Below are 22,643 nucleotides of genomic sequence, written 5' to 3'. Positions count from 1 at the left end.
AGTCGCCCCAGCTCCTACACTGGAAAACTATGAGCAATTTTCCTGTGTCTGTGTATGCCCGCCGAATCCGTCATGCCGCCGAACTGGCCAACGCAGCCGGCCTGGATGGTTTAGTGTTTGGCACCGGTGCTGAACTTGCCTACTTGACGGGCTCCTGGCTCAGCACCCACGAACGCTTGACCGCGCTGGTTATTCCGGCACAGGGGACACCGTCTTTCTTGCTTCCAGCGGTTGACCGCGGCGAATTGGCCCGCAGCGCATTGGGGGAGCTAGACGTCGAGATCGTGGGCTGGGAGGACGGCGCAGATCCACATGCTTTGGCCATCGAGGCTTTGCGACTCTCGGAAACCGCCCCCTCGGAACGCGGAGCGCGGGTGGGGCTTGGTGCGACGCTCACCGCCGATCATATTTTCCCGCTGCAAGAGATTCTGCGCGCTGCCGGACGGGAGACGGTCTTGGCTTCCTCGCTGCTCAAGGAGCTGTTCATGCGTAAAGATGAGGAAGAAATCGACCAGCTGCGGGCAGCAGGAAAGGCAATCGACCAGGTCCACGCCCAGGTTCCCAATTTACTGCGCGCAGGTATAACCGAGCGGGCTGTGGCCCAACAACTGGAGCAACTTATTCTTGACGTTGGCCACACCGCGGTTGATTTCGTCATCGTAGGTTCGGGGCCAAACGGGGCAAACGCCCACCACGATTTTTCTGATCGCCAGCTAACCGACGGTGACGTTGTCGTGGTAGACATCGGCGGGACCTGGGGTGCTGGCTACCATTCAGACTGCACTCGCACGTATGTGGTCGGCGGGCCAGGCGCCGCGGTCGATCCGGAGTATGCACGTCTTTACCAGGTGCTTTACCAGGCCCAGCGTGCAGCGGTGGCAGCGGTCCGCCCGGGAGTGACCGCCGCAAGCATTGACGATGTGGCTCGGGATGTCATCAGCAAGGCTGGTTATGGCGCGGAGTTTATCCATCGCACGCGCCATGGCATCGGGCTGTCCACCCACGAAGAACCGTTCATTATGGCTGGTAACGACCTCGTGCTGGAGCCAGGGATGGCCTTTTCCATCGAGCCAGGCATCTACGTGCCTGGAAAGTTCGGGGCTCGCATTGAAGACATCGTGGTGGTCACCGAAACCGGCTGCGAATCCCTGAACAATAACACCCACCAGCTGGCCTAGTCGCCCGCGCACTCCGAAAGGTCCGGCTAAAGCCATGAACGATTCCGTAGTACTCATCCTCGGCGCCACCAGTGACATTGGTGGCGAGATCGCGCGTCGATTAGCGCCAGGGCAGCAGGTGGTTCTCGCCGCGCGTCGCCCCCAGGCCTGTGAGCAGCTCAAAGAGCAGTTGCTTGCCGACGGCGCTTCGACAGTGAACACGATGTGCTTTGAGGCCACGGACTTTTCTAGCATCGAAACGGTGATCAACCAGGCCAGCGAGCTGGGCGAGATTGCACATGCCGTTGTTTGCTTCGGAATTCTAGGCGAGCACGAGCGTGCTCTGCGCAACCCGGATCACGCGTGGGACATCGCTACGGTTGACTACACTGCGCAAATCAGCACGCTGCTGGCGTTGGCAGCGCGCATGCGTACCCAGAAAACAACGAGCCGGATCTATGCATTTTCATCGATTGCGGGCTGGCGAGCTCGTCGAGCGAACTTTGTCTACGGTTCCACCAAGTCCGGGCTAGATGCATTCTGCCAGGGATTGATGGATGAGCTGCACGGCAGCAAGGTTGCAGTGACGTTGGCACGCCCTGGTTTTGTCATCGGTTCGATGACGGCGGGAATGAAACCGGCGCCGATGTCTGTCACTCCAGCCGACGTGGCGGACGCAGTTCTCGCTCCGCGTCGCGGCAGCGCTACCGTGTGGATTCCCGGGCGGTTGCGGGCGCTGGCCTATGTGATGTCGATCGTGCCTCGTCCGGTGTGGCGCCTCATGCCTAGGTAGCGTGACCAGCTAGGATATTCACATGACTAGCCCTGCGCACCGTCCTGCGGATCCACCGAATGACCCGAACGCGTCGCATGCAGACGGTGCTTCTCATCCGCCGCATTTGGCAATCGTGGATGGCGACGCCGACCCTGATTTCAGCGTTTCCGTGCCCTACCACGGGGTGTACGTGATTGGTATCAATCCGGGAGGTTTCGATGACCTGTCTGCCACCGCTCGTAGCATCATCGAAGACGCCGATCTCATCATTGGCTCCACCCGACAATTGGGCCTCATTCCGGAACACGTAGGCGCTCAGATGAAGGCATGGCCTTCGCCGTTGGTGCCGGCGATCAAGGAGTATTTGAAGAATTGGCGGCACCAAAACATCGTTGTGCTGGGGTCTGGTGACCCGATGTTTCATGGAATCGGTCAGACATTGGCGCGCGAGTTCGGCGCCGAGAATTTCCGGGTTCTACCAGCTCCATCTTCGGTGTCCTTGGCGTGTGCTGAGCTGAAGTGGCCCCTTCACGGCACTCCGGTGGTGTCCTTGGTGCGCGCTGGGGTTGAGGAAATCGTTCCTTATCTGGACGCCGGACAGCCTTTCCTCGTTCTCGGCCGGGATCGGTTTACCCCACAGGCCGTAGCTTCGCTGCTCATCGATCAGGGTCATTTAGCCGCTCAGCTCGTCGTGCTCAGCGATCTGGGTGGCCCGCAGGCCGAGGTCGTCTATGCTACTCCGGAAGCCGTCGAACAGCCAGCTAGCGGATTGAATGTGATCGCGGTGGTGCCTGATCTTAGCAGGCAACGCAGTGTCCTCCCGGGCCTGCCGGACGATGCCTATGAGCACGACGGGCAAATCACCAAGTCACATATTCGCGCGCTGACCGTCTGCGCGCTGGAAGGGGTTCCGGGGGACCTCTTGTGGGACATCGGGGGTGGTAGTGGTTCGGTGGCGATCGAGTTTCTGCGCGCGACTCCAGGTGCCCAAGCCGTGTCTTTTGAACGCTCCGAGCTGCGACGCGCGCGCATCCGCAACAACGCCCACCGCCTAGGCGTACCCGGCCTGGAGGTAGCGGAAAGCTTCCCAACAGCACGTCCTGAGCGACCCACCTGCGTATTTATCGGCGGAGGGTTGACTGTGGCCGGGGTTTTCGAGGCCGCGTGGGCCGCGCTTATCGACGGCGGATTGCTGGTAGCCAACGCGGTGACCATTCAATCTCAGGCTCTCTTGGTTGACCTACGTGCCGCCTACGGTGGCACCCTGACCAGGATTGATGTATCTCATGAGCATGCCATTGGGAGCTTTACTGCGCTGCAACCAGCCTTGCCGGTGTGGCAGTGGAAAGTTCGCAAAGACTCAACACGCTAGGTTAGATAATTATGACTGTTTACTTCATCGGTGCCGGCCCAGGTGCCGCGGATTTGCTCACGTTGCGAGCGGATCGCCTGATTCGTTCCTGTCCAGTGTGCCTGTACGCGGGCAGCATCGTGCCGGAGGAAGTGCTGGCCGGGGTCCCTGAGGGAGCGGAGGTTATCAATACCGCCCGGATGCCGTTGGACGAGATCACGACCATCATCGCCCGCGCCGACGCGGAAGGCAAGGACGTCGCGAGGTTGCAGTCTGGTGATCCTTCGGTCTATTCCGCCTTGGCCGAGCAGGCACGCCGTCTCACTGAGCTCGGAATTTCCTATGAAGTCGTTCCTGGGGTGCCGTCTTTCGCGGCTACGGCAGCTGCCTTGGGGCACGAATTGACGGTGCCGACGGTGGGGCAGACAGTGATCCTGACGCGGGTTTCTGGGCGCGCCTCTGCCATGCCAGCAGGCGAAGACCTTGCTACGCTGGGCGCTTCTCGAGCTACCTTGTGCATTCACCTAGCGGCGCACGATATTGAGCGAGTTGTGTCCGAATTGGTGCCAAATTATGGCTCAGACTGTCCAGTCGCCGTGGTCGCTTTCGCCTCTCGCCCCGAGGAGACCATCATCCGTGGCACACTCAATGACATTGCGGCTGCGGTGCAGCAGGCCGGAATCACCCGAACCGCAATGATCGTGGTAGGTCGCGTCCTTGGTGCTGAGGGCTTCCCGGACTCGTACCTGTACTCCGACGATCGTCCGCGCGATGAACACGGTAGGACAATCCCATGCATGCACTAATTTTAGGCGGAACCGCGGAGGCACGAGAACTAGCCCGGCTCATGATGGGCCAGGGCTGGTGGGTGACATCTTCGCTGGCAGGCCGCGTAGCAAACCCGCATTTGCCAGTAGGAGAGGTGCGCATCGGCGGGTTTGGTGGCCCAGCAGGGCTCGCACGCTGGATTTTTGACAACGACATCGAGGTCATCATCGATGCTACGCATCCGTTCGCGGAAAAGATCTCGACGTCGGCAGCCGAGGCTGCATTGGCAACTGGTGTGCCCTTGATTAGCTTGCACCGCAAACCCTGGGAGCCGGTTCCAGGGGACCGTTGGCTACCAGTGGCGTCAATGGACGAGGCGGCGAGCATTGCGGCTCGCGATTATCACCATATTTTCCTGACCATCGGTCGCCAGCAATTGGCGCCTTTTGCTCGGGATCCGCATAACTTGTATGTGATCCGGTGCGTCGAGAAGCCCACAGCTCCGCTACCAGCGCGCCATCGCCTCATTTTGTCCCGCGGGCCGTTCGATGTGGCGGGGGAGAAGGAGTTGATGGTCGGCAATCAGATCGACTGCCTGGTTACCAAGAATTCCGGCGGACAACTTACCGCAGCCAAACTGGAAGCCGCCCGATCCCTAGGGATCCCCGTCGTAATGGTCGAGCGGCCACCGTTACCGGGCGGTTCGCGGGCAGTGGTGGCCCATACCCCAGTCGAAGTGCTGCGACTGTTGCGGGAAATGTAGTGCGTCAGATTCGGTGCGGCTCACCAGCCATTAATGGAGTGCGATACAGCACGCGTTCTTTTATTTCCCCTTGCAACGAGCGCCAATGCCGTCGTAATGCTGACATGTTTAGATCTAATTGACTTAATCGTTCAGCCCGTCTTGCTCTTCGGAACAAGAGCGGGCTGGATCTCTTTTGAGAAGTTCGTACATGGCACGTCGGCAGAAACGGGGAGTCTCCACCGCCGAGCACCTTGTGTATTGCCGCGACAGCGTGGCATGGATGTTGGGTTAAGTAAAGAAGAGTGTGTCCGGTCGGCGTGTCGCCGGCCGTGCGGGTTTGCTGCACAAGTGCTATGTCGTCGCTTCGGCGTAGTCCGACTACGTAGAGCAGCGTTTTTTAGTGAAATAAAGCCCACAGCGGTAGTCCGACTACACCGAAGGGACGACATCGAGCGGGCTACGGCTCCCAGACAACAGTAAATACTGGCTTCAGGCCCACAACGCTGCGGAAACCACGCATCAGAGACACACTTTTCTTTACTTAACCCTGGATGTTGTTGAAAGCAATGCCCGTCTCTGGCCCAGCAAGGTCTCTTATTACCGATTTTCAGGGTATTGGTACCCCTGCAGAATCCGTGCGGGAAATGACACATTTGTGCCTGGCACCTCGTTTGCGGATGTCACCGCTCTCTATGAAGCAGACCGGTAACTGCGCACTCTCATTCACTATGCTATCGAACGGATCGAGATCGGTATCCGAACTCGGCTCGTCAATGCCCTCGGGATCCACAAGCTTTTCGTTCCACATTCGACCACCAACAATGGTTGAGCGTGGCTAAATAACTAATGACATAGTTTGGCGGGAGGGGTCCGGCATTGCCATATGTATCGTCACGCGATGCACTCGTTCTGTGATCGTCAGTTTCCAACGCAAAGGGTTAAAACTCTATTTTCACACCGGGTCTAAGCGTGGCATCCAAGTTGCTCATGCTGCCAAATTGCGAAGGATTCTCTCCGTCCTTGATGCTGCTACTGAAATCACGCCGATCACAGCAATTCCGGGCTTCCGAACACATGACTTAGATGGCTTCTGGGCTGTGAAAGTGTCAGGAAACTGGAGAATTATTTTTCGATTCATAGGTGAGGACGTCGAGCTAGTTGATTATCTCTACTACCACTAGGAACGGTGAGGAAGGTGAGATTGATGATGCATAACCTAGTACACCCAGGCGAAGTGATTTACGAAGACGTACTGAGTGAGCTTGAGATCAGTGTGGCCGAAGCTGCTCGCAGCCTAGGCGTTTCACGAGTCGCGTTGAGCAGGGTACCGCATGGTCACGCGGCCGTTTCACCGAACTTTGCGATTCGTTTCGAGCTCGCCGGGATCGGCACAGCAAAGCTCTGGCTTGACATGCAGACAGCCTACGACCTAGCCCAGATTCGCGAAGATGGCTTGCCGGACGTGAAAAAACTGGTTCAGCTATAGCGCCGCGAAGTGAACACCCGGGTACCATCCACACCTTCGTACACCGTGGTGGTGGAGGCGCCAATGATCACCATGGTGCGCATATCGACGATCTCCGGGTCAAAATCCTTGAGCGAGGTCACGACCACGTTTTCCACATCTGACCCCACCGCACGGGCCACAATCACCGGGGTTTCCGGCTTCTGATACTCGGCCACGATGTCCCGCAGGTGGGCGACCTGCTCCCGGCGCGTCTTCGATGCCGGGTTGTACACCGCAAAGGCCATATCGGCGCTGGCCAGCGCCCTAATGCGCTTTTCGATGATCTCCCACGGCTTCAATCGATCCGACAGCGAAATCATGCCGAAGTCATGTCCCAGGGGCGCGCCCACACGCGAGGCCACCGCCTGAGCTGCCGTCATGCCAGGTACAATGCGCACTGGCACGTCGCGCCACAAGTCATCGTCCGCAGTTTCCAACACCGCAGCCGCCATGGCAAACACGCCCGGATCACCGGAGGACACCACCGCTACGCGGGCACCGCGCTTGGCCATATCCAGTGCCATCGCTGCGCGCTCGGCTTCGACCTTGTTGTCGGACAGGTGGCGCTGTTGGCCAGGGCGATGCGGCACCCGATTGACGTACGTGGAGTAGCCGACGATGTCGGTGGCCTGGGCTAATTCCGCCATGACCTCAGGGGTGGTCCAGCGGTCGGCACCCGGGCCGAGGCCGACGACGACGACCTCGCCAAGCTGATCGGTAGGAGAGCTCACCACCCGGGATGGGACGACCACGCAAGCGAAATAAGGCACCTCGGTGGTTTCCAGAAGCGGCGAAACCTGCTGGCCAGCCATAGTGGCCCGAGCAACGACATAGGCGCGTTCGGCAAGCCCAACCTCGATGAGTGCGTCGCGCACCTTGTCGAAAGTCCGCCCGAGCTTCATGATCACCGCTGTATCGGTGGCCGCGAGCCGGGCTTTCAGCTCAGCTGATGGCAAAGTCCCGGGGATAATGGTGAGGACTTCGTCGTCTTCTGCAAGAGGTAACCCAAGCACATCAGCAGCTGCCGTGATTGATGGGATGCCGGGGATGATTTCGGTCTTCGTGGCAAATTCTGCCAGGGCGCGATGTAAGTGCTGGTAGGAGGAGTACAGCATCGGATCCCCAAGAGAGATCACCGCTACCGACTTGCCTGCGGTTAGGTGAGCAGCCAGACGAGCAACCGCCTCGGTGTAAAAATCTGCCAGTGCCCCGGCGTAGCCACCGGGGTGATCGGTCGCGCCGACGGTCACTGGGTATTCCAGCAGCTCTTCCTGTAGCCCTTCCCGGAAATGTGGTCGCGCAATCGTGGCTGCTGTGGAAGTTTTGCCCGGCGCGGCGTGGTAGGCCACGACGTCGACTTGTTCGAGGGCGCGGATTGCCTTCAAAGTGAGAAGTTCAGGATCTCCGGGACCGACGCCAATGCCGAATAGCGTGCTCATGGCAGGATCTCCTGGGCGGTGGCCAGCGCATTGATGGCAGCACAGGTGATGGCGGAACCACCACGGCGGCCGTGAACAGTGAGGAATTCAATGCCAAGATCAGCCGCAACATTTGCCAGATCAGCCTTGGATTCGGCAGCGCCGACGAACCCGACCGGAATACCTAGTACCGCAGCTGGGCGCGGCCGTGAGTTGTCCGCGGCGAGCCATTGCAGCAGGTGGACGAGTGCCGTGGGGGCATTGCCGACGGCGACCACGGCGCCGTCGATAAGCGGTGCCCACAGTTCGACGGCTGCGGCGGAACGGGTGGTGCCCAGTTGTTGTGCGAGTTCCGGCACGCGCGCGTCGCGGAGGAAGCACAGCACGTCGTTGTCGGCGGGGAGTCGCTTACGAGTGACACCCGAAGCAACCATGTTGACGTCAGTGATGATCGGTTTGCCAGCCTGCAGTGCACCGCGAGCTGCGGGAACGAGTCCGTCGGAGAACTCGATGTCTTCAGCGAGGTCCGTTTGGCCTGCCGCGTGAATCATGCGGACCGCAACTTGCGCCTGTAAGTCGTCGAAGCGCGAGAGGTCTGATTCTTCCCGGATCATGGCGAAGGATTGGCGGTAGATCTCGTTACCGTCGGTGATGTAGCTGTGCATAGCCTCTAGGTTAGCGAGTGGTTACTTCATATTCGCTATCAGACAACGCCAGATAGTCGGTGTAGGCCACGCGGGGGTGCCCACAGCGGCGCTCGCAACCGGAGAAGTGCGCTCTGCTTTGGTTTCCCTGCACCATGAGCTGAAGAGCGTCCCGACGCACGTCCGAGCGCGATTTCGCGCACCCCGGCAGCCCGGTGCAGGCGGTGACCTGGAGTTTTGGCGAGTGCGCATCGAAAATGAGCCCCATGGGAGCTAGCACTTTGGCTACAGCTTCGGCTTCGCCTTCGTCAAGATCGTGAATGAGCACGCTGTGCCACGGTGTAACTTGCACTGGCTTGCCGACGGCCACGAGCAGCTCATTCACCTTGGCGGGCAGGATTCCGAAGATGAGCCCAGCGCCGAGGGAGACGCTGCCGTCTTCCCGATCAAACCAACCAATATGGGTGGGTTCGGAAGTAGTGAACGCGTTGTTACTTGGGGTGACTGAGACAGCACGAATGAGTTCTTGGTGGAGTTCGGGCTTTTCCGCGACGCGCCAGGCGTCGCCCCGATGTTCTTGCCAAGTATGTGCGAGCGTGGCGATGGTAGCGATGGGGTCGCGGTTTACTTGGCCGATGATTCGTCCACCGAGGATGATATGGGTGCCGGTTTCGTCGAAAAGTGCGCCGAAGTCTGGTTGTTGGGCGAGGATGGCGCCGTCGCCCCCGTCGAGGCCAAAGAGGGTTCGGCCGGAAAGCCCCGCGAGTGCTGGGGAGCTCAACAGAGCTCGATCCAGTTTTGCTACGTGTTCTTCAAGCTCAGCAAGGGGAGAGGCGATGATGTTGCGAACCTTGTCGTGCGCCACGCTCGGGACGAGCCCCGCGTCCTGTACCGCAAAGGAGAAGCCGTCGGTGTCGGTGATGGCCCGAACTTGGACGTTGCCGCGGGTGGTGAGGTGGATGTCGCCGTCGCCGAATTGGCTGGCGATTGCAACGAAGCTCTCCAAGTCAGCGGGGGAGAGGAGTCCGCCGGGGAAGCGGACCCGTCCGATGGCGCCGTCAGCTGCGTGGTGGAATGAAAGGGCGCCTGGGCAGCCATCTACTCGGGAACGATCACCAAGGCCAAGGTCGCAGGCAACTTTTTCAGCGGAGGCATGCTTGGGTGAAGTCATGAGTTCTGATTCTAGATCGCCGTTCGGACATTTCCGCGCTCCTGTGAGCAGTTTTACGTTGAGGGAATCGGCTCGGTAGCGGCGGGCAGATTGCTACTAAGGTCGTGACTATGAGCTTTGGGCGCACTTTCCGGACCGCGATCATGTTGTCGCGCATGGCCACGCCGTTACGCAAGGATTACTTGCGTCGGCTTTTACGTCGCCAGCCAGTGGAGCGCACTTTGACCACTGAGGTGAAGGTGCCCCATTTCGGTGGTTCCGAACGATTGTATGGCCTTGCGCCGGGAACGGTGTTGGATAGCGGGCCGTTGGACATGCTGGGCCTTCATTCGCGATTAAACCCGGGGAAGGCTACGCGTTTTGAATACGTGACCACCGACTCTAACGGCCGGGGACTCACGGCAACTGCCTCTTTCGTGCAGTCCCGGTCTCCCTGGGAAGTAGCGGGACCGCGGCCGGTCATTGCGTATGCTCCATCGACCCAGGGCGTGGCTCAGCATTGCGATCCTTCGCACACCGCAGCGATCGGTTTCAAGCTCTTTCTGAGCAAGCCCTACGATGCCATCATGGCCTACGAGTTGCCGGTGATTTTGCACTTATTGCAGCGGGGTTGCGACGTCGTTTTCATCGACTACCCACGTGACCCCGATGCCGGCATCCAATACTACGTTGACCACATCACCGCAGGCCAATCGCTTTTCGACGCCGTTCGCGCCGCCCAATCTCTCGGCCTGCCGACCAACGCTCCCGTCATTGTCTGGGGCTTTTCCCAGGGCGGGGGCGCTGCCGGATGGTGTGTGGAAAACACCGACTATGCCCCCGAGCTGCGGGTGGAGGCCGCAGTTGTAGGCGCACCCCCCTCCACGCTGCAAGACGTAATGGAGCATGTTGATGGGTCTCTCGTGGTTGGCACCCTCGCATATTCCATCGCGGGCCTGATGATCCAATCCCAGGACATGTGGGAGGAACTCTGGCCACTATTCAACGAGCACGGCAAACAACAGATCATGGCCAACATCACCACCTGTGCTGGCGGCACCGTGCTGGCCAGTGGCTTCGAGGAGACGCGCAGCTGGACGGTGGACGGTCGCTCACTCAGCGAGATAGCCAGCCATTCGGCGTCGATAAGCGCGGCCCTGGGGCGGCAGGAACTTGGAGCGAAGGCCCCGCGGGTGCCGGTGTTGCTCTGGGGCTCGCGTAACGACGACGTGATTCCGGTCCGCCAGGTGCGCAAGCTACGCGATCGGTGGCGAGCGTACCGCACAGTGTCGGTGGAGTACCGGGAGTCGAAGCTGTGGCGGATCCCGGGGAGGCTGTCAATCAATCATTTCTTGCCGTACTACCTGCATATTGACGGCCAGCTCGATTGGGCTTTCGGAAAGATACTTCCGACATAGGGTCTGAGAGCCTGCTGACCACACCACTTGGGGGTCGATGCGTCAAAGGGATTTTCGCCTCCGCACGCAGCATCAGTGATGCGGATTGAGCCAGGATTTCAGATCGGACGCCGCGCGACATTGCGGATGGCGCCGGGAGTCCGAGCCGTTGGGCAGTACTGAAACTTCTTGCAACACTGGGGTGATCCGTGGAGGTGTGACAATGAAATTGATCGGGCAATCGCGGTTTATTCATCGGGCCAATGGCTCTCGGTGGGGTTTCCAACCCCGGAAAATCCCAGTGCCGTAACATAGCTCTCACATATCCATCTCGTGTGACCAGGCTTCTCTGACGGCGGAACTTTCGGTGAAACTCCGGGCGGTCGCGCCACTGTTACAGCCAGACCTGCGCAGAGAAATCGGCACGCGAGGCCACTGCACACACCTTGGGGCGCGCACCCCGGAAGGACGATTACCTTGATTGCCCTCCTGTCCACTTCGGATACTGACCTGCTTTCCGCAAAGGCCGCAAATAGCGCCGAGAACGTCGAGTTCAAGTTCGCCAACCCGATGTCGATAAAGCCTGAACAAGTCGGGGAGTGGCTTGCCGACGCGCGGGTGGTAGTTGTCCGCCTCCTGGGCGGCAGGCGAGCCTGGGAAACCGGCCTCGATGCGGTACTGAAGACCGGGATCCCGACTGTCATCGTCTCCGGCGAGTTGGCCGTCGACGCTGAGCTCACCGAGCTGTCCACCGTGCCAGCAGGCGTAGCGACAACCGCGCACACCTACCTGGCGGAAGGCTCAGCCAAGAACCTCGAGCACCTCTACCGCTTCCTCTCGGACACGATCCTGCTCACCGGCTACGGCTTCGACGAGCCGGAACACATGCCGATGTGGGGTCATCTTGATCGCAACGAATGGGCTAACACCGAAGGTCCAGCAGGCCCTAAAATTGCCGTGCTTTACTACCGCGCACAACACTTGGCTGGTAACACCGAGTACATCAAGGCGCTGTCCCGTGCGATTGAGGCCACGGGCGCACAGGCGATTCCGATTTTCACCGCGTCGCTCCGCCAGGCACCCGCCGAGCTGCTCGCAGAGCTCTCCCAGACTGATGCTGCTATCACCACGGTTCTAGCGGCTGGCGGCACCAAGCCGGCCACGGCGCAGGCCGGTGGCGACGACGAAGCTTGGGATGTCGCGCACCTCGCAGCCCTGAATATCCCGATCATTCAGGGGCTGGCGCTGACCACCCCTCGGGAGGCCTGGGACGACAACGACGACGGTTTGACCCCGTTGGACGTTGCAACGCAGGTTGCCGTACCTGAATTCGACGGGCGCATCATCACCGTGCCGTTCTCGTTCAAGGAATACGACGCGGACGGCCTGATCGCTTATGTGCCGGACCACGAGCGTTGCGAACGCCTGGCTGGCATCGCGGTTAAGCACGCTCGACTGCGACACCTGGACAATTCCGAGAAGAAGATCGCGGTCATGCTCTCGGCATACCCGACCAAGCACGCTCGCATCGGTAATGCCGTCGGTCTTGATACCCCGGCCTCTACGCTCCGCGTGCTGCACGCTCTGGCCAACGCGGGCTACGATCTGGGCGACACCAGCTCAATCCCTGGCTATGACGACATGGATGGCGACGCCTTCATGCACGCCATCATCGAGGCCGGAGGCCACGATCCCGAATGGCTCACCGAAGAAGTGCTGGCCAATAATCCGCTGAAGCTGTCCCGTGCGCAGTACCAGGAATACTTTGCCACGCTGCCGGAAGCCACCCAAGCAGAAATGCAAGAATATTGGGGCGAGGCCCCGGGCACGCACTACGTGAACCCGGAAACGCAAGAGATTTACATCGCCGGCCTGCAGTTCGGCAACGTGGTGGTGATGGTCCAGCCACCGCGTGGCTTCGGCGAGAATCCAGTCGGTATCTACCATGACCCTGACTTGCCTGCGAACCACCACTACCTGGGCACCTACTATTGGTTGCGTCGCGTTTTCGGCGCCGATGCGATTGTTCATATGGGCAAGCACGGCAACATGGAGTGGCTGCCCGGCAAGACCGTCGGCATGTCTGCCGAGTGCTACACCGACCAAGCCATCGCCGACATCCCGCTCATCTACCCGTTCCTGGTCAACGACCCGGGTGAGGGCACCCAGGCCAAGCGCCGCGCTCACGCCGTGCTGGTCGACCACATGATCCCGCCCATGTCGCGAGCAGAGTCGTACGGCGACATTACCCGCCTTGAGCAGCTCTTGGATGAGCACCAGAACATTTCCGCCATGGACCCATCCAAGCTCCCGGCCATCCGCCAGGAAATCTGGACGTTGCTCACGGCAGCAAAAATGGACCAAGACCTGGGTTGGGAACAGCGCCCCGACGAGGAAGTCTTCGACGACATGCTCATGCATATCGACGGCTGGCTCTGCGAAATCAAGGACGTGGCCATCCGTGGTGGCCTGCATATCCTGGGTGAGCCGATCGAAGAAGAAATGCTCATCGACCTCGTGCTGGCCATGCTGCGTGCCCGCCAACTCTGGGGTGGAGAACGCTCCGTGGTTGGCTTGCGCGAAGCCTTCGGGCTCTCGGAAGCCGGAGATGAATCCCGCGCTCGCGTCGACGAAATTGAAGGCACAGCGAAAGCGCTGCTAGCACAACTCAGCGCCGCCGGATGGGCCCCAGAGGCAGTAGCTGCACTCGACGCCCCTGAGCAAGCCCGCGACATCCTGCGCTTCGCCGCCAGCGAAATCGTGCCCCGCCTGCGACAAACACCACGCGAAATCACCCAAATTCTGCGCGCGCTCAACGGCGAATTCATCGAAGCGGGCCCATCAGGAAGCCCGATGCGTGGTCTCGTCAACGTGCTGCCTACTGGCCGAAACTTCTACTCCGTGGACCCGAAGTCCATCCCTTCGCGCCTGGCGTGGGAAACCGGTCAATTGCTCGCAGACTCCCTCATCCAGCGCTACCAGCAGGAACATGACCACTACCCGAAGAGTGTTGGCCTGTCTGTCTGGGGAACCTCCGCCATGCGTACCTCGGGTGACGACATCGCCGAAGTCTTCGCGCTGCTCGGCATCCGGCCTATCTGGGATGAAGCCTCGCGACGCGTGGTGGACCTCCAAGTCATTCCGCTTGAAGAGCTCGGCCGCCCACGCATCGACGTCACCGTCCGCATCTCCGGATTCTTCCGCGATGCGTTCCCGCACGTGGTAGCGCTGCTTGACGACGCCGTCCAGCTGGTAGCCCACCTTGATGAATCTCCAGAAGACAACTACGTGCGTGCTCATGCGGACGTCGATAAGCCCGTGCGACGCATTTTCGGCTCCAAGCCAGGCACGTATGGGGCTGGGCTGCTGCAGCTCATCGAGTCTGGTAATTGGCGTGATGACCAGGACTTGGCCGAGGTCTATACGAACTGGGGTGGCTACGCCTATGGTCGGGGCCTGAACGGCATCGAGGCGAAAGAGGAGATGCGCGCGGCCTACCAGCGAATTTCCGTGGCGGCTAAGAACGTGGACTCGCAAGAGCACGACATCGCAGATTCCGACGACTACTTCCAATTCCATGGCGGCATGGTCGCCACCGTACGCGCCCTCACTGGCAAGGACCCCGAGGCATTCATCGGGGATTCAACACGTCAAGAAACCGTGAGGACCCGCACCTTGCACGAGGAATCCCGCCGCGTATTCCGCGCCCGTGTGGTCAATCCACGCTGGTTGGAAGCCATGCGCAAGCACGGCTACAAGGGAGCCTTTGAGATGTCAGCGACCGTGGATTATTTGTTCGGCTACGACGCCACCACCGGGCTGATGGATGATTGGATGTACTCGACCTTGACACAGGAGTACGTCCGCAACGACACCATGCGGGAATTCTTCAAGCAATCCAACCCTTGGGCGCTACGCGATATTTCCGAACGCCTCCTAGAGGCCGCCGACCGGGGAATGTGGGCTGAGCCATCAGCCGAGGACCTGGAGACACTGCGTTCTACCTTCCTGGAGATGGAAGGCGACCTGGAGGATCGCTAAGGGCCTAGCTAAATGCATAGGCCCGTTACCGACTTAACCCAAAGCAATTGCGTCAATGACTTGCACATTCGAGGGAAGATTCAACTCGGATTGCGAGACTACTTTTCCTTGCTCGTGGTCGATATACAGAATGTCCTGGCTCTTGTTGGCAGTCATAGTTGCAATTGCCGTAATGTCACCTTGGATATCAAATGCCTGTATAGGACTACTGCCTTCAGCGCTCTCAATAGAAGGTCGCCAAATCTCTTCCATGGCATCAGAATTCAGTTTGTACCGTCGGATTGCATCGTGATCGACGGTGATTATTGACCCATCAGGTTCGCTTTTCGCAAACCCATTTGCGCGCACGACTCGCGTACTTCGGTCAGCGCCCACTTCCCGTAATGGATACTGACCCATCAAGCTACCATCATCTGGACTAATCTCAAAAATCATCAATCTCGGCGTGGATCCGTCATACGGACGACTTTGAAAAACCTGTTTCACTACTGGTTTCCCATCCCTTGTGTTTGAACAAACCGCAATTCCGGGGAGCGCACTCCACGCACTGTTATCCGGAAGGTCCATGAGGACTCCTGTTCCGGATTCTTCGCCCAAAGCTAGCTTCGAAAGATACATGGGTTCTGGGGCTTCCCCGGCCACGATTTCGCTCAACAGGCCATATTTTTCATTTTCGCAAATGATCACGTTGTCAAGCCTTCCGGGAACGCTGGTCGTTTCCAGTTGCCCTTGGGAGTCAAATTGTGCTACGTGTGTCCGCCAACCGACATTGGTGCTTTGAGCAATAGAGGAAAAGAAGTATAACTCCTCGTTTTTCGATACGGGCCGAAAATCCAACCCATCCCAAGGGATTCTAGTTTCATTACTATCGAATATGGTAATGAATTCGCCTGCGCTAAAAACTTTTGCACGTTCTGATCGAGCGAGCCCAACAAAGTCACCAGCCTTATTAAACTCTCCGTCCTTCTGAACCCCGTCTTGAGAAAACTGGAAAAGGAAAACCTTTCCGCCTCGCCCAGATGCGGCGACCTCGATAGGGCTGTGTACCTCCACGGATTGAGGCAATGGCAATTTATTTGACGCGCAGGCCGAACCCATAAACAACAGCGCCACCAGCAGAGTTAGGAGTCGTAGTCTAGCCATAGCTCTTTAGATATCCGCTATTGACAATGTCCTTAGGCCATACCCCGGGTCCACCATTTGAGTCTAAGTCAATTCCTGAATATGCGTGATACGCTCTCCAAACTAGTTCTGAGCAGTTGAGCTTTGCATAGTCATCAGATGATGAACCCTTGTTAACAAATGGATTTGCGTCGTAAGGCGTCTGACGATTTGCAGCCTGTTCGGCGAAAGAAGCAGCAGCTTGAATGGTCCTCGGATCTATTGCAGAATCCACATGAAACCGCTGAACATCTGGGCGAATCGGTGACTGATCGATTCCAAAAGACCTGGCAGTCTTTCCGAGTCCCTCTGCTTCGACAATCGTGTCTGGTCGAATAAATATGCCAACGTGATCGTAATTAACATAGGAATCAAATTGAATGTCCATCAGGATATTCGTGCTCCCTTTCCCCGCCCAGTTCTTATAAACATCGCCCACTCTATGGGGCTCCGGATCTGAATAGATTATTCTTTGGTTAGAACCCGATGGGCCATCAGTTCCAATTGCACGAATCCCAGCTTGGTTTCGTTGGTGTCCTGGTGATACGTCCTGAAATGCCAATAGAGCAACCTCTTGAGCAGATTCTCGTAAGACCTCCTTCGTGGGTTTCCTAGATATCTCGGCGAATCTAATCGCCCGCGAGACCACTTCTGGAATAATTTGCCTATTTGAATACTGACAAATTACCCAAAGCGTCGGCGACATTCCGCTTTTCTGACCGCCTTGGAACACTTGGGTCTCATACGCCCCATCCGCATCCATCACCGGGTCCGCTGTCGGGTAACCCCAAACACCACGTTCATACCCCTGCTCTCCCCACTGGCGAAACATATCCATACCTACCGGGTGCGCACCATGCTGCGGATGCCAATAGATCCAACCATGTTCGAAGCGTGACATTCGCCCAGCGCCATCAGGAAGCCCCACCTCTTCAGCAACTGGGTAACCAAGCCAGGAAGTTTCAGCCCCCATCGAGACATACTTCTCGTTGATCTTTCCGTAAACTGCTGCGCCGCGCCCCAACTTCCAATACGCACCACCACCGGCGAACAACTGCTTTTGACCGATACGGTCACCACCCGCAAAACTATCCGTCACCGGATAGCTGAGAACCCCTCGCTCATATCCAGTACGACCCCAAATCTCCATCATCAATGGCTGAACCGACCACGCCCCATGATTGGGGTGCCAATAGATCAAGCCATTCTGGAATTGAGACCGCGCGCCAACTCCATCCGGATTCAGTAACTCACCACTAGTTGGCCACAACAACCAGCTTGTCGGCCCGCCCATTGACAAGTACTTAGCAAGAATTGCCCCACAAACCTGGTGATTGAATGGAAGAAAAGCTTGACAATTCCGTGTCACAAAAGCCCGTGCACCACCTTCAAAGTCCTGTTTAACACGCATGTCAGTTACTAGACCAAGTGTCTCCATAGAAATGTTCTCATCCACGGTTGTTGCTTGCGCATCGTTTGTGGCTAGCTCCTCAGACACCATAGAATCCGTATTGACCGCTTGGGCCATCGTTTCGTCCGCAAGGACCTCTGCGTACCACTTGTTTGTCTCGTCTAAGTTCAAATCGGTCTGCGCAGCAGCAATACCCGAGAATATGACGAAACTAGAAGCAACGGAAGCTACTATTTTTTTTCCAAACATAGAAATCCGTTCGAGCGAGGAATACTGACCTATACACTGTAGGCATTGAACAACGATTCCGTCTTCGTTTTCGCACCAAAATCCTAAGCCAGATAATGCTCAATCAGAACGATAGGTAGGGTAGGTGAGGTGCCAATAGTAATTTTCCTCGCTTACTTAGTCCTGGAAGCTCTTGCTTTCTGGGCTGTCAGCCAGCTCATCGGTGTCGGCTGGGCTTTTGTAGCCTTGTTCTTGCTGCTCGTGGGTGGCATCGTGCTAGCCGGCATCGAAATGAAACAGGTCGCTCGCGCCGCCTTGTCCGGTCAGCGTTCTGCCGGGGGATCGGCGGTTGACTACGGCCTCATCACCGCCGGCAGTATCGGTGTTGCTGTCCCGGGTTTCCTCACATCGATCATGGGTATCTTCCTCATCATCGCTCCCACCCGCGCGCTCGTCCGCGCAGCTCTCGCCCGCAAGGCAAAGCGCTTCGTGGAGGAGCTTGGTATGCGCGGATTTGAAGCAGCGGGGAAGTACCGTGCGTCCACTTCCTATGGCAGCTTCGGTAGCTCTGAAACGACAACTCCAGGAAACCGGCCGAACAACGATCAGGTTATCGATGAAGAGCCACAACCGAGCGACGAAGACATCAGCTCTTGGGCCGAAAACATCGACCCCGACGACTTCACCGGCCCTGGTTCGGACAAGCCAAGTTCGGACGGTCCCGGAAAGAACCACAAGTGATCCAGCTCGGCAGAATTGCGCTTAGCTTCGCATCGGGATTCCTACTCTATTGCTCCTACGAACCCTTGGGCTGGTGGTGGGCTGCGATCCTCGGTATCGGGGTTCTTTTTGTCGCGCTGTGTCCGTGGCGGGGAAATTCCGTGTCCTGGCGTTTCGGCGCCCTCCTTGGTGGTGTCCATGCGTTGGGCAACTACTTGTTCTTGCTGCCTTGGGTCGGCGAGTTTGTCGGCAAGCTGCCTTATGTGGCGTTGTCAGTTATGGAAGCTACCTACAGTGTCGCGTTTGGGGCGCTGGCCACGCTCATCATCAGGCACACCCGGCTGTCCGCACTGTGGTTCGCTGCGTGGTATGTCACCGTAGAGTATGTGCGAAGTTCCTGGCCTTTCAACGGTTTCGCCTGGGTGCGGCTCGCGTGGGGACAGGTGGAAGGCCCCCTAGCCCACTTAGCTGCGATCGGTGGCCCCGCTTTAGTGACCTTCGTGGTGGCGCTGCTAGGTGCAACCCTTGCATCCCTCAGCTTCCGACGCTCGCACCAGTTCACACCGCATATCGGCCTTGGGGTGGTCGGCGTCGCAGCCGTCATCGTCGGCCTCGTTGCTACCCCCAATGCTGCACCGGTTGGTGAGGTGACTGTGGCAGCCGTGCAGGGCAACGTCCCACGACTTGGCTTGGATTTCAATGCGCAGCGCCGTGCGGTACTTGCCAACCATGCGCGCGAAACCAGCAGCATCCAGCAACCCGTCGACCTGGTCATCTGGCCCGAAAACTCCTCCGACGTCAATCCGTTTGCCGACGCCCAAGCCGCCAAGCTTATCGACGACGCCATCCGCAACGTCCGCGCCCCAATCTTGGTCGGCACCATCCTCAGCGACGAGGTGGGGGACCGCAACACCATGCAAGTGTTCCGAGCCGATGGCAGCCCAGGAGATTATCACTACAAGAAGTACCTCCAGCCCTTCGGCGAATACATGCCGTACCGGGATTTCTTCCGGCAGTTCTCCGACTATGTGGACCTGGCCGGCGACTTCAAACCAGGCTCCGGAAATGGCACTGTCCATATGACGGCGGCGCAATCGGATCGGGATGTCACCGTAGGCATCGCCACGTGTTACGAGGTTGCCTTCGACGCCGCATACCGCAGCGCCGTGCGCAGTGGCGCCCAGATCCTGGCCACCCCAACCAACAATGCAACCTTTGGTTTCACCGACATGACGTATCAGCAGCTCGCGATGAGCCGGATGCGAGCCATCGAGTTGGACCGAGCGGTGGTCATCGCCGCGACCTCCGGCGCTTCCGCGATCGTGTTGCCTGATGGTTCCGTGACGCAGCAATCGGAGATTTTTACCCACGCGACGTTGATTGACACCCTCCCGCTGCGCGACACCGTCACCGTGGCCGCCAGGTTTGGCCAATACATCGAGTTGACCCTGGTCGCGCTCGGCGTGCTTGGGGTAGCGATTGCGCTGGTGGCGGCCAAGCGGGAGCCAGGGGCCCGGCGTCGACAAGCCCGGCAGGAACGTACTACCCAGCGGCGACGCGCGGGCGTTCGCTAAACTAGAACATCAGACTTTTAACTCACCCACATCAAGGAGCTTTCAGCCCACATGAGCAAGCCTAGCGACCTCACCCTCGTCATCATCCCTACCTACAACGAGTTGGAAAACTTGCCACTGATCACGGGCCGCCTCCGCAAGGCAGCTCCGGAGGTAGATATCCTCATCGTCGACGATAATTCGCCAGACGGAACCGGTGAGGCAGCCGACAAGCTCGCAGCTGAGGACTCCAACATCAAGGTGCTGCATCGTGAGGGCAAGGGTGGCTTGCTCGGCGCTTACCTCGCTGGTTTCGAGTGGGGACTGGAGCAGGGTTACACCGTGCTGTGTGAGATGGATGCGGACGGCTCTCACGCGCCCGAGCAGCTGCACCTACTGCTGGAGAAGATCGACGCAGGCGCCGACCTCGTCATCGGCTCTCGCTACGTCAAGGGCGGCAAGGTTGTCAACTGGCCCAAGAAGCGCTGGGCGCTGTCTAAGGGCGGCAACCTCTACATCGGTCTCGCCCTCGGTTCCGGCCTCACCGACATGACCGCAGGCTACCGCGCTTTCCGACGCGAGCTCCTGGAATCCCTCAACTTCGACGAACTCTCCGCCGCAGGCTACATCTTCCAGGTAGACATCGCCCGCCGCGCAGTAACAGCCGGTTGGGATGTGGTCGAGGTGCCTATCACCTTCACCGAGCGTGAGATTGGCGAGTCGAAGCTGGATGGCTCCTTCGTCAAAGACTCCCTGCTAGAGGTGACTAAGTGGGGAATTGCCCACCGTGGGCAGCAGCTGAAGGAAATCGCTGACATCGCAGTCGGCATGGCCAAGTTCGAGATCGACAACCGCAGCAAGAAGCGGAAGTTCTAAGCCACGATCCTGGGGTGGCGGCCCGCCACCACTGGTTATACGAGGAAAAACTCCCCGCGATCCAGCCAGGATTGCGGGGAGTAGTTCTTAAGCATTGCTAGTCTTCGGAGTTAGCAGCCTCAGCAGCTTGCTCATCCTGCTGTTGCTTCAGCAAGCGTGCAGCGTTGCGACGGCGCTTGCGGAGCAATTCGATGCGCTCCTCCAAAAGCACGTCCAACTCCTCGATAGAGCGACGTTCCCGCAGCATATCCCAGTGGGTACGTGGTGGCTTGGCAGGCTTAGATTCAATACCTTCGCCTTCCATCAACACGCCAACTTGGCCATTTTTGCAGAGCCAGGTGCCCGGGATTTCAGCATCGTCGGCGAATGGGACCTCATACACTTCGCCGGTTTCGGTCTTGTATTTGACCAATTGGCGCGGCGCGAGGTCGTGATCTCGGTCCGTCTCGTAGGAAACGGCGCCCATTCGGCTACCACGAAGTACGCGATCTGCCATGTCGGTATCAGTCCTTAAAATGCTTGGGGGTAGGGGAGAAGTGCTACGCTCAACGGAAGGACGGGTGATTGCCTCACGCGAGCGTCGATAAGCATAGAAGGCCATTATAGCGCAAAAGTTAGCCCCGTTTTTCCTCCCTTTAGGAAGATGTCCCGCGGATCGGCTAGTGTATTGGGCGTGAATGCGTTTTCCGCCTCTGCAAAGATGAATCCCGAAGTGACGTGCGCGTGGTGTGGAAACCCCATCGAGACGACGGGTCGGGGTCGGCCGAAGAAGTACTGCAGTCATTCGTGTCGCCAGCGTGCATACGAACAACGCAACAACGTCTCCGGCACCTCAATCCCAGCCGACGCAGTGATTTTGCATCCACAACGCTACGCCGAGCTCAAAGATTCCCTCTTTGAGCTGCGCTGCGCCGCCGAAGACATCGCGACCGCCGCCACCGAGAACGCCTCAGCAGCGGAAATGCGTCAATTGTGTGACGAGCTAGTTACGCTAGCCCGTTCAGTTGAGAAGATACGATAGGCCACAAAAATGCAGAAGACTCCCAATAAGGCGCTCATCATCGGAGCAATCATTGCTATTGTTGCCATCGCGCTCGTGAGCGTAGCCCCGGTAGCCTACAAGGCATACATGACACCTGGCGTGAAAACTAACGGCATCGCCACCGAAAACGCTAAGAAGGCATCGACCGACATCAACGGCCAGTGGCATGTCATCAAAGCTGTACCAGGAAACCCAACGTCAGTCGGCTACACCTTCCACGAAATCCTGCCAGGCGAACGCCGCGAAACCTCTGGTTCCACCAAAAACGTCGAAGGAACCATCAACGTCCAAAACACGAAACTCACCGGCGCCAACATCTCCGTGGACATGACAGCAATCACCACAGATCGGGAAAAGCGCGACATCAACGTCCGCTCCAAGCTGCTACACACCGACAAGTTTCCAACGGCCACCTTCACGCTTGCCGACGGCGCAAACGTCGACCTCGCAGAGCTACCAGACAACGCCACGACCGGACGCGTGAGTGTACCAGGCATCCTGACCATTCATGGCGTGGCAAAACCTGCCACCGCCGATATGGAAATCCTACGCACTGGCGACCAAATCGTCGCCGCAGCCACGATTCCGATCAACCGTCTCGACTACGGCGTAGAGACTCCAGAATTCGTCGCCGCAAAGATCGATACCGAGGGCGAGATCAACATTCGGTTGGCCTTGGAGAAGTAAGCCGGTTCTCGG

At 58.5% G+C, this 22,643-nt stretch carries 21 protein-coding genes; 15 read left to right on the top strand and 6 right to left on the bottom strand.

What is annotated here, in order from left to right; translation table 11 throughout:
* The first annotated feature begins 29 nt into the window (after positions 1-29).
* The 8 genes from CEPID_RS06115 (at position 30) to CEPID_RS06085 (ending at position 6,282) form a co-directional block, all read left to right on the top strand.
* The gene (locus tag CEPID_RS06115) at positions 30-1,178 is read left to right on the top strand and encodes a M24 family metallopeptidase (RefSeq protein ID WP_047240204.1); all 1,149 of its coding nucleotides are present in this window, start codon (positions 30-32) and stop codon (positions 1,176-1,178) included.
* Positions 1,179-1,212: 34 nt separating this feature from the next.
* Positions 1,213-1,950: an SDR family NAD(P)-dependent oxidoreductase gene (locus CEPID_RS06110; RefSeq protein ID WP_047240203.1), complete on the top strand. Its 738-nt coding sequence runs from the start codon at positions 1,213-1,215 to the stop codon at positions 1,948-1,950.
* 22 nt (positions 1,951-1,972) lie between these two features.
* On the top strand, positions 1,973-3,304 hold the full coding sequence (cbiE, locus tag CEPID_RS06105) for a precorrin-6y C5,15-methyltransferase (decarboxylating) subunit CbiE (RefSeq protein WP_083984403.1): 1,332 nt from the start codon (positions 1,973-1,975) through the stop codon (positions 3,302-3,304).
* Positions 3,305-3,315: 11 nt separating this feature from the next.
* On the top strand, positions 3,316-4,089 hold the full coding sequence (cobM, locus tag CEPID_RS06100) for a precorrin-4 C(11)-methyltransferase (protein WP_047240202.1): 774 nt from the start codon (positions 3,316-3,318) through the stop codon (positions 4,087-4,089).
* Positions 4,077-4,814, top strand: a complete 738-nt coding sequence (locus CEPID_RS06095; RefSeq protein WP_047240201.1) for a cobalt-precorrin-6A reductase — start codon at positions 4,077-4,079, stop codon at positions 4,812-4,814. Before cobM ends, CEPID_RS06095 begins: the two co-directional genes overlap by 13 nt.
* Positions 4,815-5,343: 529 nt before the next feature.
* Complete coding sequence (locus CEPID_RS13635) at positions 5,344-5,505, top strand: Abi family protein (RefSeq protein WP_083984502.1); 162 nt, start codon at positions 5,344-5,346, stop codon at positions 5,503-5,505.
* A gap of 202 nt (positions 5,506-5,707) precedes the next feature.
* The gene (locus tag CEPID_RS13735; protein ID WP_083984402.1) at positions 5,708-5,977 is read left to right on the top strand and encodes a type II toxin-antitoxin system RelE/ParE family toxin; all 270 of its coding nucleotides are present in this window, start codon (positions 5,708-5,710) and stop codon (positions 5,975-5,977) included.
* A 23-nt stretch (positions 5,978-6,000) separates the two neighbouring features.
* Positions 6,001-6,282, top strand: coding sequence for a HigA family addiction module antitoxin (locus tag CEPID_RS06085; RefSeq protein WP_047240199.1), 282 nt, complete (start codon positions 6,001-6,003; stop codon positions 6,280-6,282).
* On the opposite strand, the gene cobJ is transcribed toward CEPID_RS06085, so the two are convergent.
* From cobJ to CEPID_RS06070, 3 genes are read right to left on the bottom strand one after another with little or no spacing between them, the layout of a single operon-like run.
* Positions 6,273-7,742 (bottom strand): precorrin-3B C(17)-methyltransferase, encoded by a 1,470-nt coding sequence (gene cobJ, locus CEPID_RS06080; protein ID WP_047240198.1) that lies wholly within the window; start codon positions 7,740-7,742, stop codon positions 6,273-6,275. The genes CEPID_RS06085 and cobJ overlap by 10 nt on opposite strands.
* Positions 7,739-8,386, bottom strand: coding sequence for a precorrin-8X methylmutase (locus tag CEPID_RS06075; protein ID WP_047240197.1), 648 nt, complete (start codon positions 8,384-8,386; stop codon positions 7,739-7,741). The genes cobJ and CEPID_RS06075 overlap by 4 nt, the downstream gene beginning before the upstream one ends.
* Positions 8,387-8,396: 10 nt before the next feature.
* Positions 8,397-9,536: a hypothetical protein gene (locus CEPID_RS06070; protein ID WP_047240196.1), complete on the bottom strand. Its 1,140-nt coding sequence runs from the start codon at positions 9,534-9,536 to the stop codon at positions 8,397-8,399.
* A gap of 110 nt (positions 9,537-9,646) precedes the next feature.
* On the opposite strand from CEPID_RS06070, the gene CEPID_RS06065 reads away from it, so the two are divergent.
* Positions 9,647-10,933, top strand: coding sequence for a lipase family protein (locus CEPID_RS06065; protein WP_052843409.1), 1,287 nt, complete (start codon positions 9,647-9,649; stop codon positions 10,931-10,933).
* Positions 10,934-11,389: 456 nt separating this feature from the next.
* The gene (gene cobN / locus CEPID_RS06060) at positions 11,390-14,953 is read left to right on the top strand and encodes a cobaltochelatase subunit CobN (protein ID WP_047240195.1); all 3,564 of its coding nucleotides are present in this window, start codon (positions 11,390-11,392) and stop codon (positions 14,951-14,953) included.
* A 33-nt stretch (positions 14,954-14,986) separates the two neighbouring features.
* On the opposite strand, the gene CEPID_RS06055 is transcribed toward cobN, so the two are convergent.
* Both CEPID_RS06055 and CEPID_RS12470 read right to left on the bottom strand, forming a co-directional pair.
* The gene (locus CEPID_RS06055) at positions 14,987-16,096 is read right to left on the bottom strand and encodes a hypothetical protein (protein ID WP_047240194.1); all 1,110 of its coding nucleotides are present in this window, start codon (positions 16,094-16,096) and stop codon (positions 14,987-14,989) included.
* Entirely contained in the window at positions 16,089-17,774 is a 1,686-nt protein-coding gene (locus tag CEPID_RS12470; RefSeq protein WP_052843407.1) for a hypothetical protein, read from the bottom strand. Before CEPID_RS12470 ends, CEPID_RS06055 begins: the two co-directional genes overlap by 8 nt.
* Positions 17,775-17,903: 129 nt before the next feature.
* On the opposite strand from CEPID_RS12470, the gene CEPID_RS06045 reads away from it, so the two are divergent.
* The 3 genes from CEPID_RS06045 to CEPID_RS06035 are packed head-to-tail and all read left to right on the top strand — an operon-like array spanning position 17,904 to position 20,902.
* Positions 17,904-18,494 carry an FxsA family protein gene (locus tag CEPID_RS06045; protein ID WP_047240193.1) on the top strand — a complete coding sequence of 197 codons (591 nt, stop codon included), beginning with the start codon at positions 17,904-17,906 and terminating at the stop codon, positions 18,492-18,494.
* Entirely contained in the window at positions 18,491-20,047 is a 1,557-nt protein-coding gene (gene lnt, locus CEPID_RS06040) for an apolipoprotein N-acyltransferase (protein WP_083984401.1), read from the top strand. The genes CEPID_RS06045 and lnt overlap by 4 nt, the downstream gene beginning before the upstream one ends.
* A 51-nt stretch (positions 20,048-20,098) precedes the next feature.
* On the top strand, positions 20,099-20,902 hold the full coding sequence (locus CEPID_RS06035) for a polyprenol monophosphomannose synthase (protein ID WP_047240192.1): 804 nt from the start codon (positions 20,099-20,101) through the stop codon (positions 20,900-20,902).
* Between the two features lie 97 nt (positions 20,903-20,999).
* On the opposite strand, the gene CEPID_RS06030 is transcribed toward CEPID_RS06035, so the two are convergent.
* On the bottom strand, positions 21,000-21,398 hold the full coding sequence (locus CEPID_RS06030) for an RNA polymerase-binding protein RbpA (RefSeq protein WP_047240191.1): 399 nt from the start codon (positions 21,396-21,398) through the stop codon (positions 21,000-21,002).
* 204 nt (positions 21,399-21,602) lie between these two features.
* On the opposite strand from CEPID_RS06030, the gene CEPID_RS06025 reads away from it, so the two are divergent.
* Positions 21,603-21,923: a hypothetical protein gene (locus tag CEPID_RS06025; RefSeq protein WP_047241391.1), complete on the top strand. Its 321-nt coding sequence runs from the start codon at positions 21,603-21,605 to the stop codon at positions 21,921-21,923.
* A 9-nt stretch (positions 21,924-21,932) separates the two neighbouring features.
* A complete protein-coding gene (locus CEPID_RS06020) occupies positions 21,933-22,631 on the top strand; it encodes a YceI family protein (protein WP_047240190.1) in 699 nt (232 codons plus the stop codon).
* Positions 22,632-22,643 lie beyond the last annotated feature (12 nt).

Source organism: Corynebacterium epidermidicanis (assembly GCF_001021025.1).
Taxonomy (GTDB): Bacteria; Actinomycetota; Actinomycetes; order Mycobacteriales; family Mycobacteriaceae; genus Corynebacterium; species Corynebacterium epidermidicanis.
This window is presented reverse-complemented; position numbering and strand designations above follow the sequence as displayed.

What these genes read in the sequence shown, in the direction of transcription:
- CEPID_RS06115 (WP_047240204.1), top strand. Translation starts at nt 30, where the DNA reads ATGAGCAATTTTCCTGTGTCTGTGTATGCCCGCCGAATCCGTCATGCC.
- CEPID_RS06110 (WP_047240203.1), top strand. Translation starts at nt 1,213, where the DNA reads ATGAACGATTCCGTAGTACTCATCCTCGGCGCCACCAGTGACATTGGT.
- cbiE (WP_083984403.1), top strand. Translation starts at nt 1,973, where the DNA reads ATGACTAGCCCTGCGCACCGTCCTGCGGATCCACCGAATGACCCGAAC.
- cobM (WP_047240202.1), top strand. Translation starts at nt 3,316, where the DNA reads ATGACTGTTTACTTCATCGGTGCCGGCCCAGGTGCCGCGGATTTGCTC.
- CEPID_RS06095 (WP_047240201.1), top strand. Translation starts at nt 4,077, where the DNA reads ATGCATGCACTAATTTTAGGCGGAACCGCGGAGGCACGAGAACTAGCC.
- CEPID_RS06085 (WP_047240199.1), top strand. Translation starts at nt 6,001, where the DNA reads ATGATGCATAACCTAGTACACCCAGGCGAAGTGATTTACGAAGACGTA.
- cobJ (WP_047240198.1), bottom strand. Translation starts at nt 7,742, where the DNA reads ATGAGCACGCTATTCGGCATTGGCGTCGGTCCCGGAGATCCTGAACTT.
- CEPID_RS06075 (WP_047240197.1), bottom strand. Translation starts at nt 8,386, where the DNA reads ATGCACAGCTACATCACCGACGGTAACGAGATCTACCGCCAATCCTTC.
- CEPID_RS06070 (WP_047240196.1), bottom strand. Translation starts at nt 9,536, where the DNA reads ATGACTTCACCCAAGCATGCCTCCGCTGAAAAAGTTGCCTGCGACCTT.
- CEPID_RS06065 (WP_052843409.1), top strand. Translation starts at nt 9,647, where the DNA reads ATGAGCTTTGGGCGCACTTTCCGGACCGCGATCATGTTGTCGCGCATG.
- CEPID_RS06055 (WP_047240194.1), bottom strand. Translation starts at nt 16,096, where the DNA reads ATGGCTAGACTACGACTCCTAACTCTGCTGGTGGCGCTGTTGTTTATG.
- CEPID_RS12470 (WP_052843407.1), bottom strand. Translation starts at nt 17,774, where the DNA reads ATGTTTGGAAAAAAAATAGTAGCTTCCGTTGCTTCTAGTTTCGTCATA.
- CEPID_RS06035 (WP_047240192.1), top strand. Translation starts at nt 20,099, where the DNA reads ATGAGCAAGCCTAGCGACCTCACCCTCGTCATCATCCCTACCTACAAC.
- CEPID_RS06030 (WP_047240191.1), bottom strand. Translation starts at nt 21,398, where the DNA reads ATGGCAGATCGCGTACTTCGTGGTAGCCGAATGGGCGCCGTTTCCTAC.
- CEPID_RS06025 (WP_047241391.1), top strand. Translation starts at nt 21,603, where the DNA reads ATGAATCCCGAAGTGACGTGCGCGTGGTGTGGAAACCCCATCGAGACG.
- CEPID_RS06020 (WP_047240190.1), top strand. Translation starts at nt 21,933, where the DNA reads ATGCAGAAGACTCCCAATAAGGCGCTCATCATCGGAGCAATCATTGCT.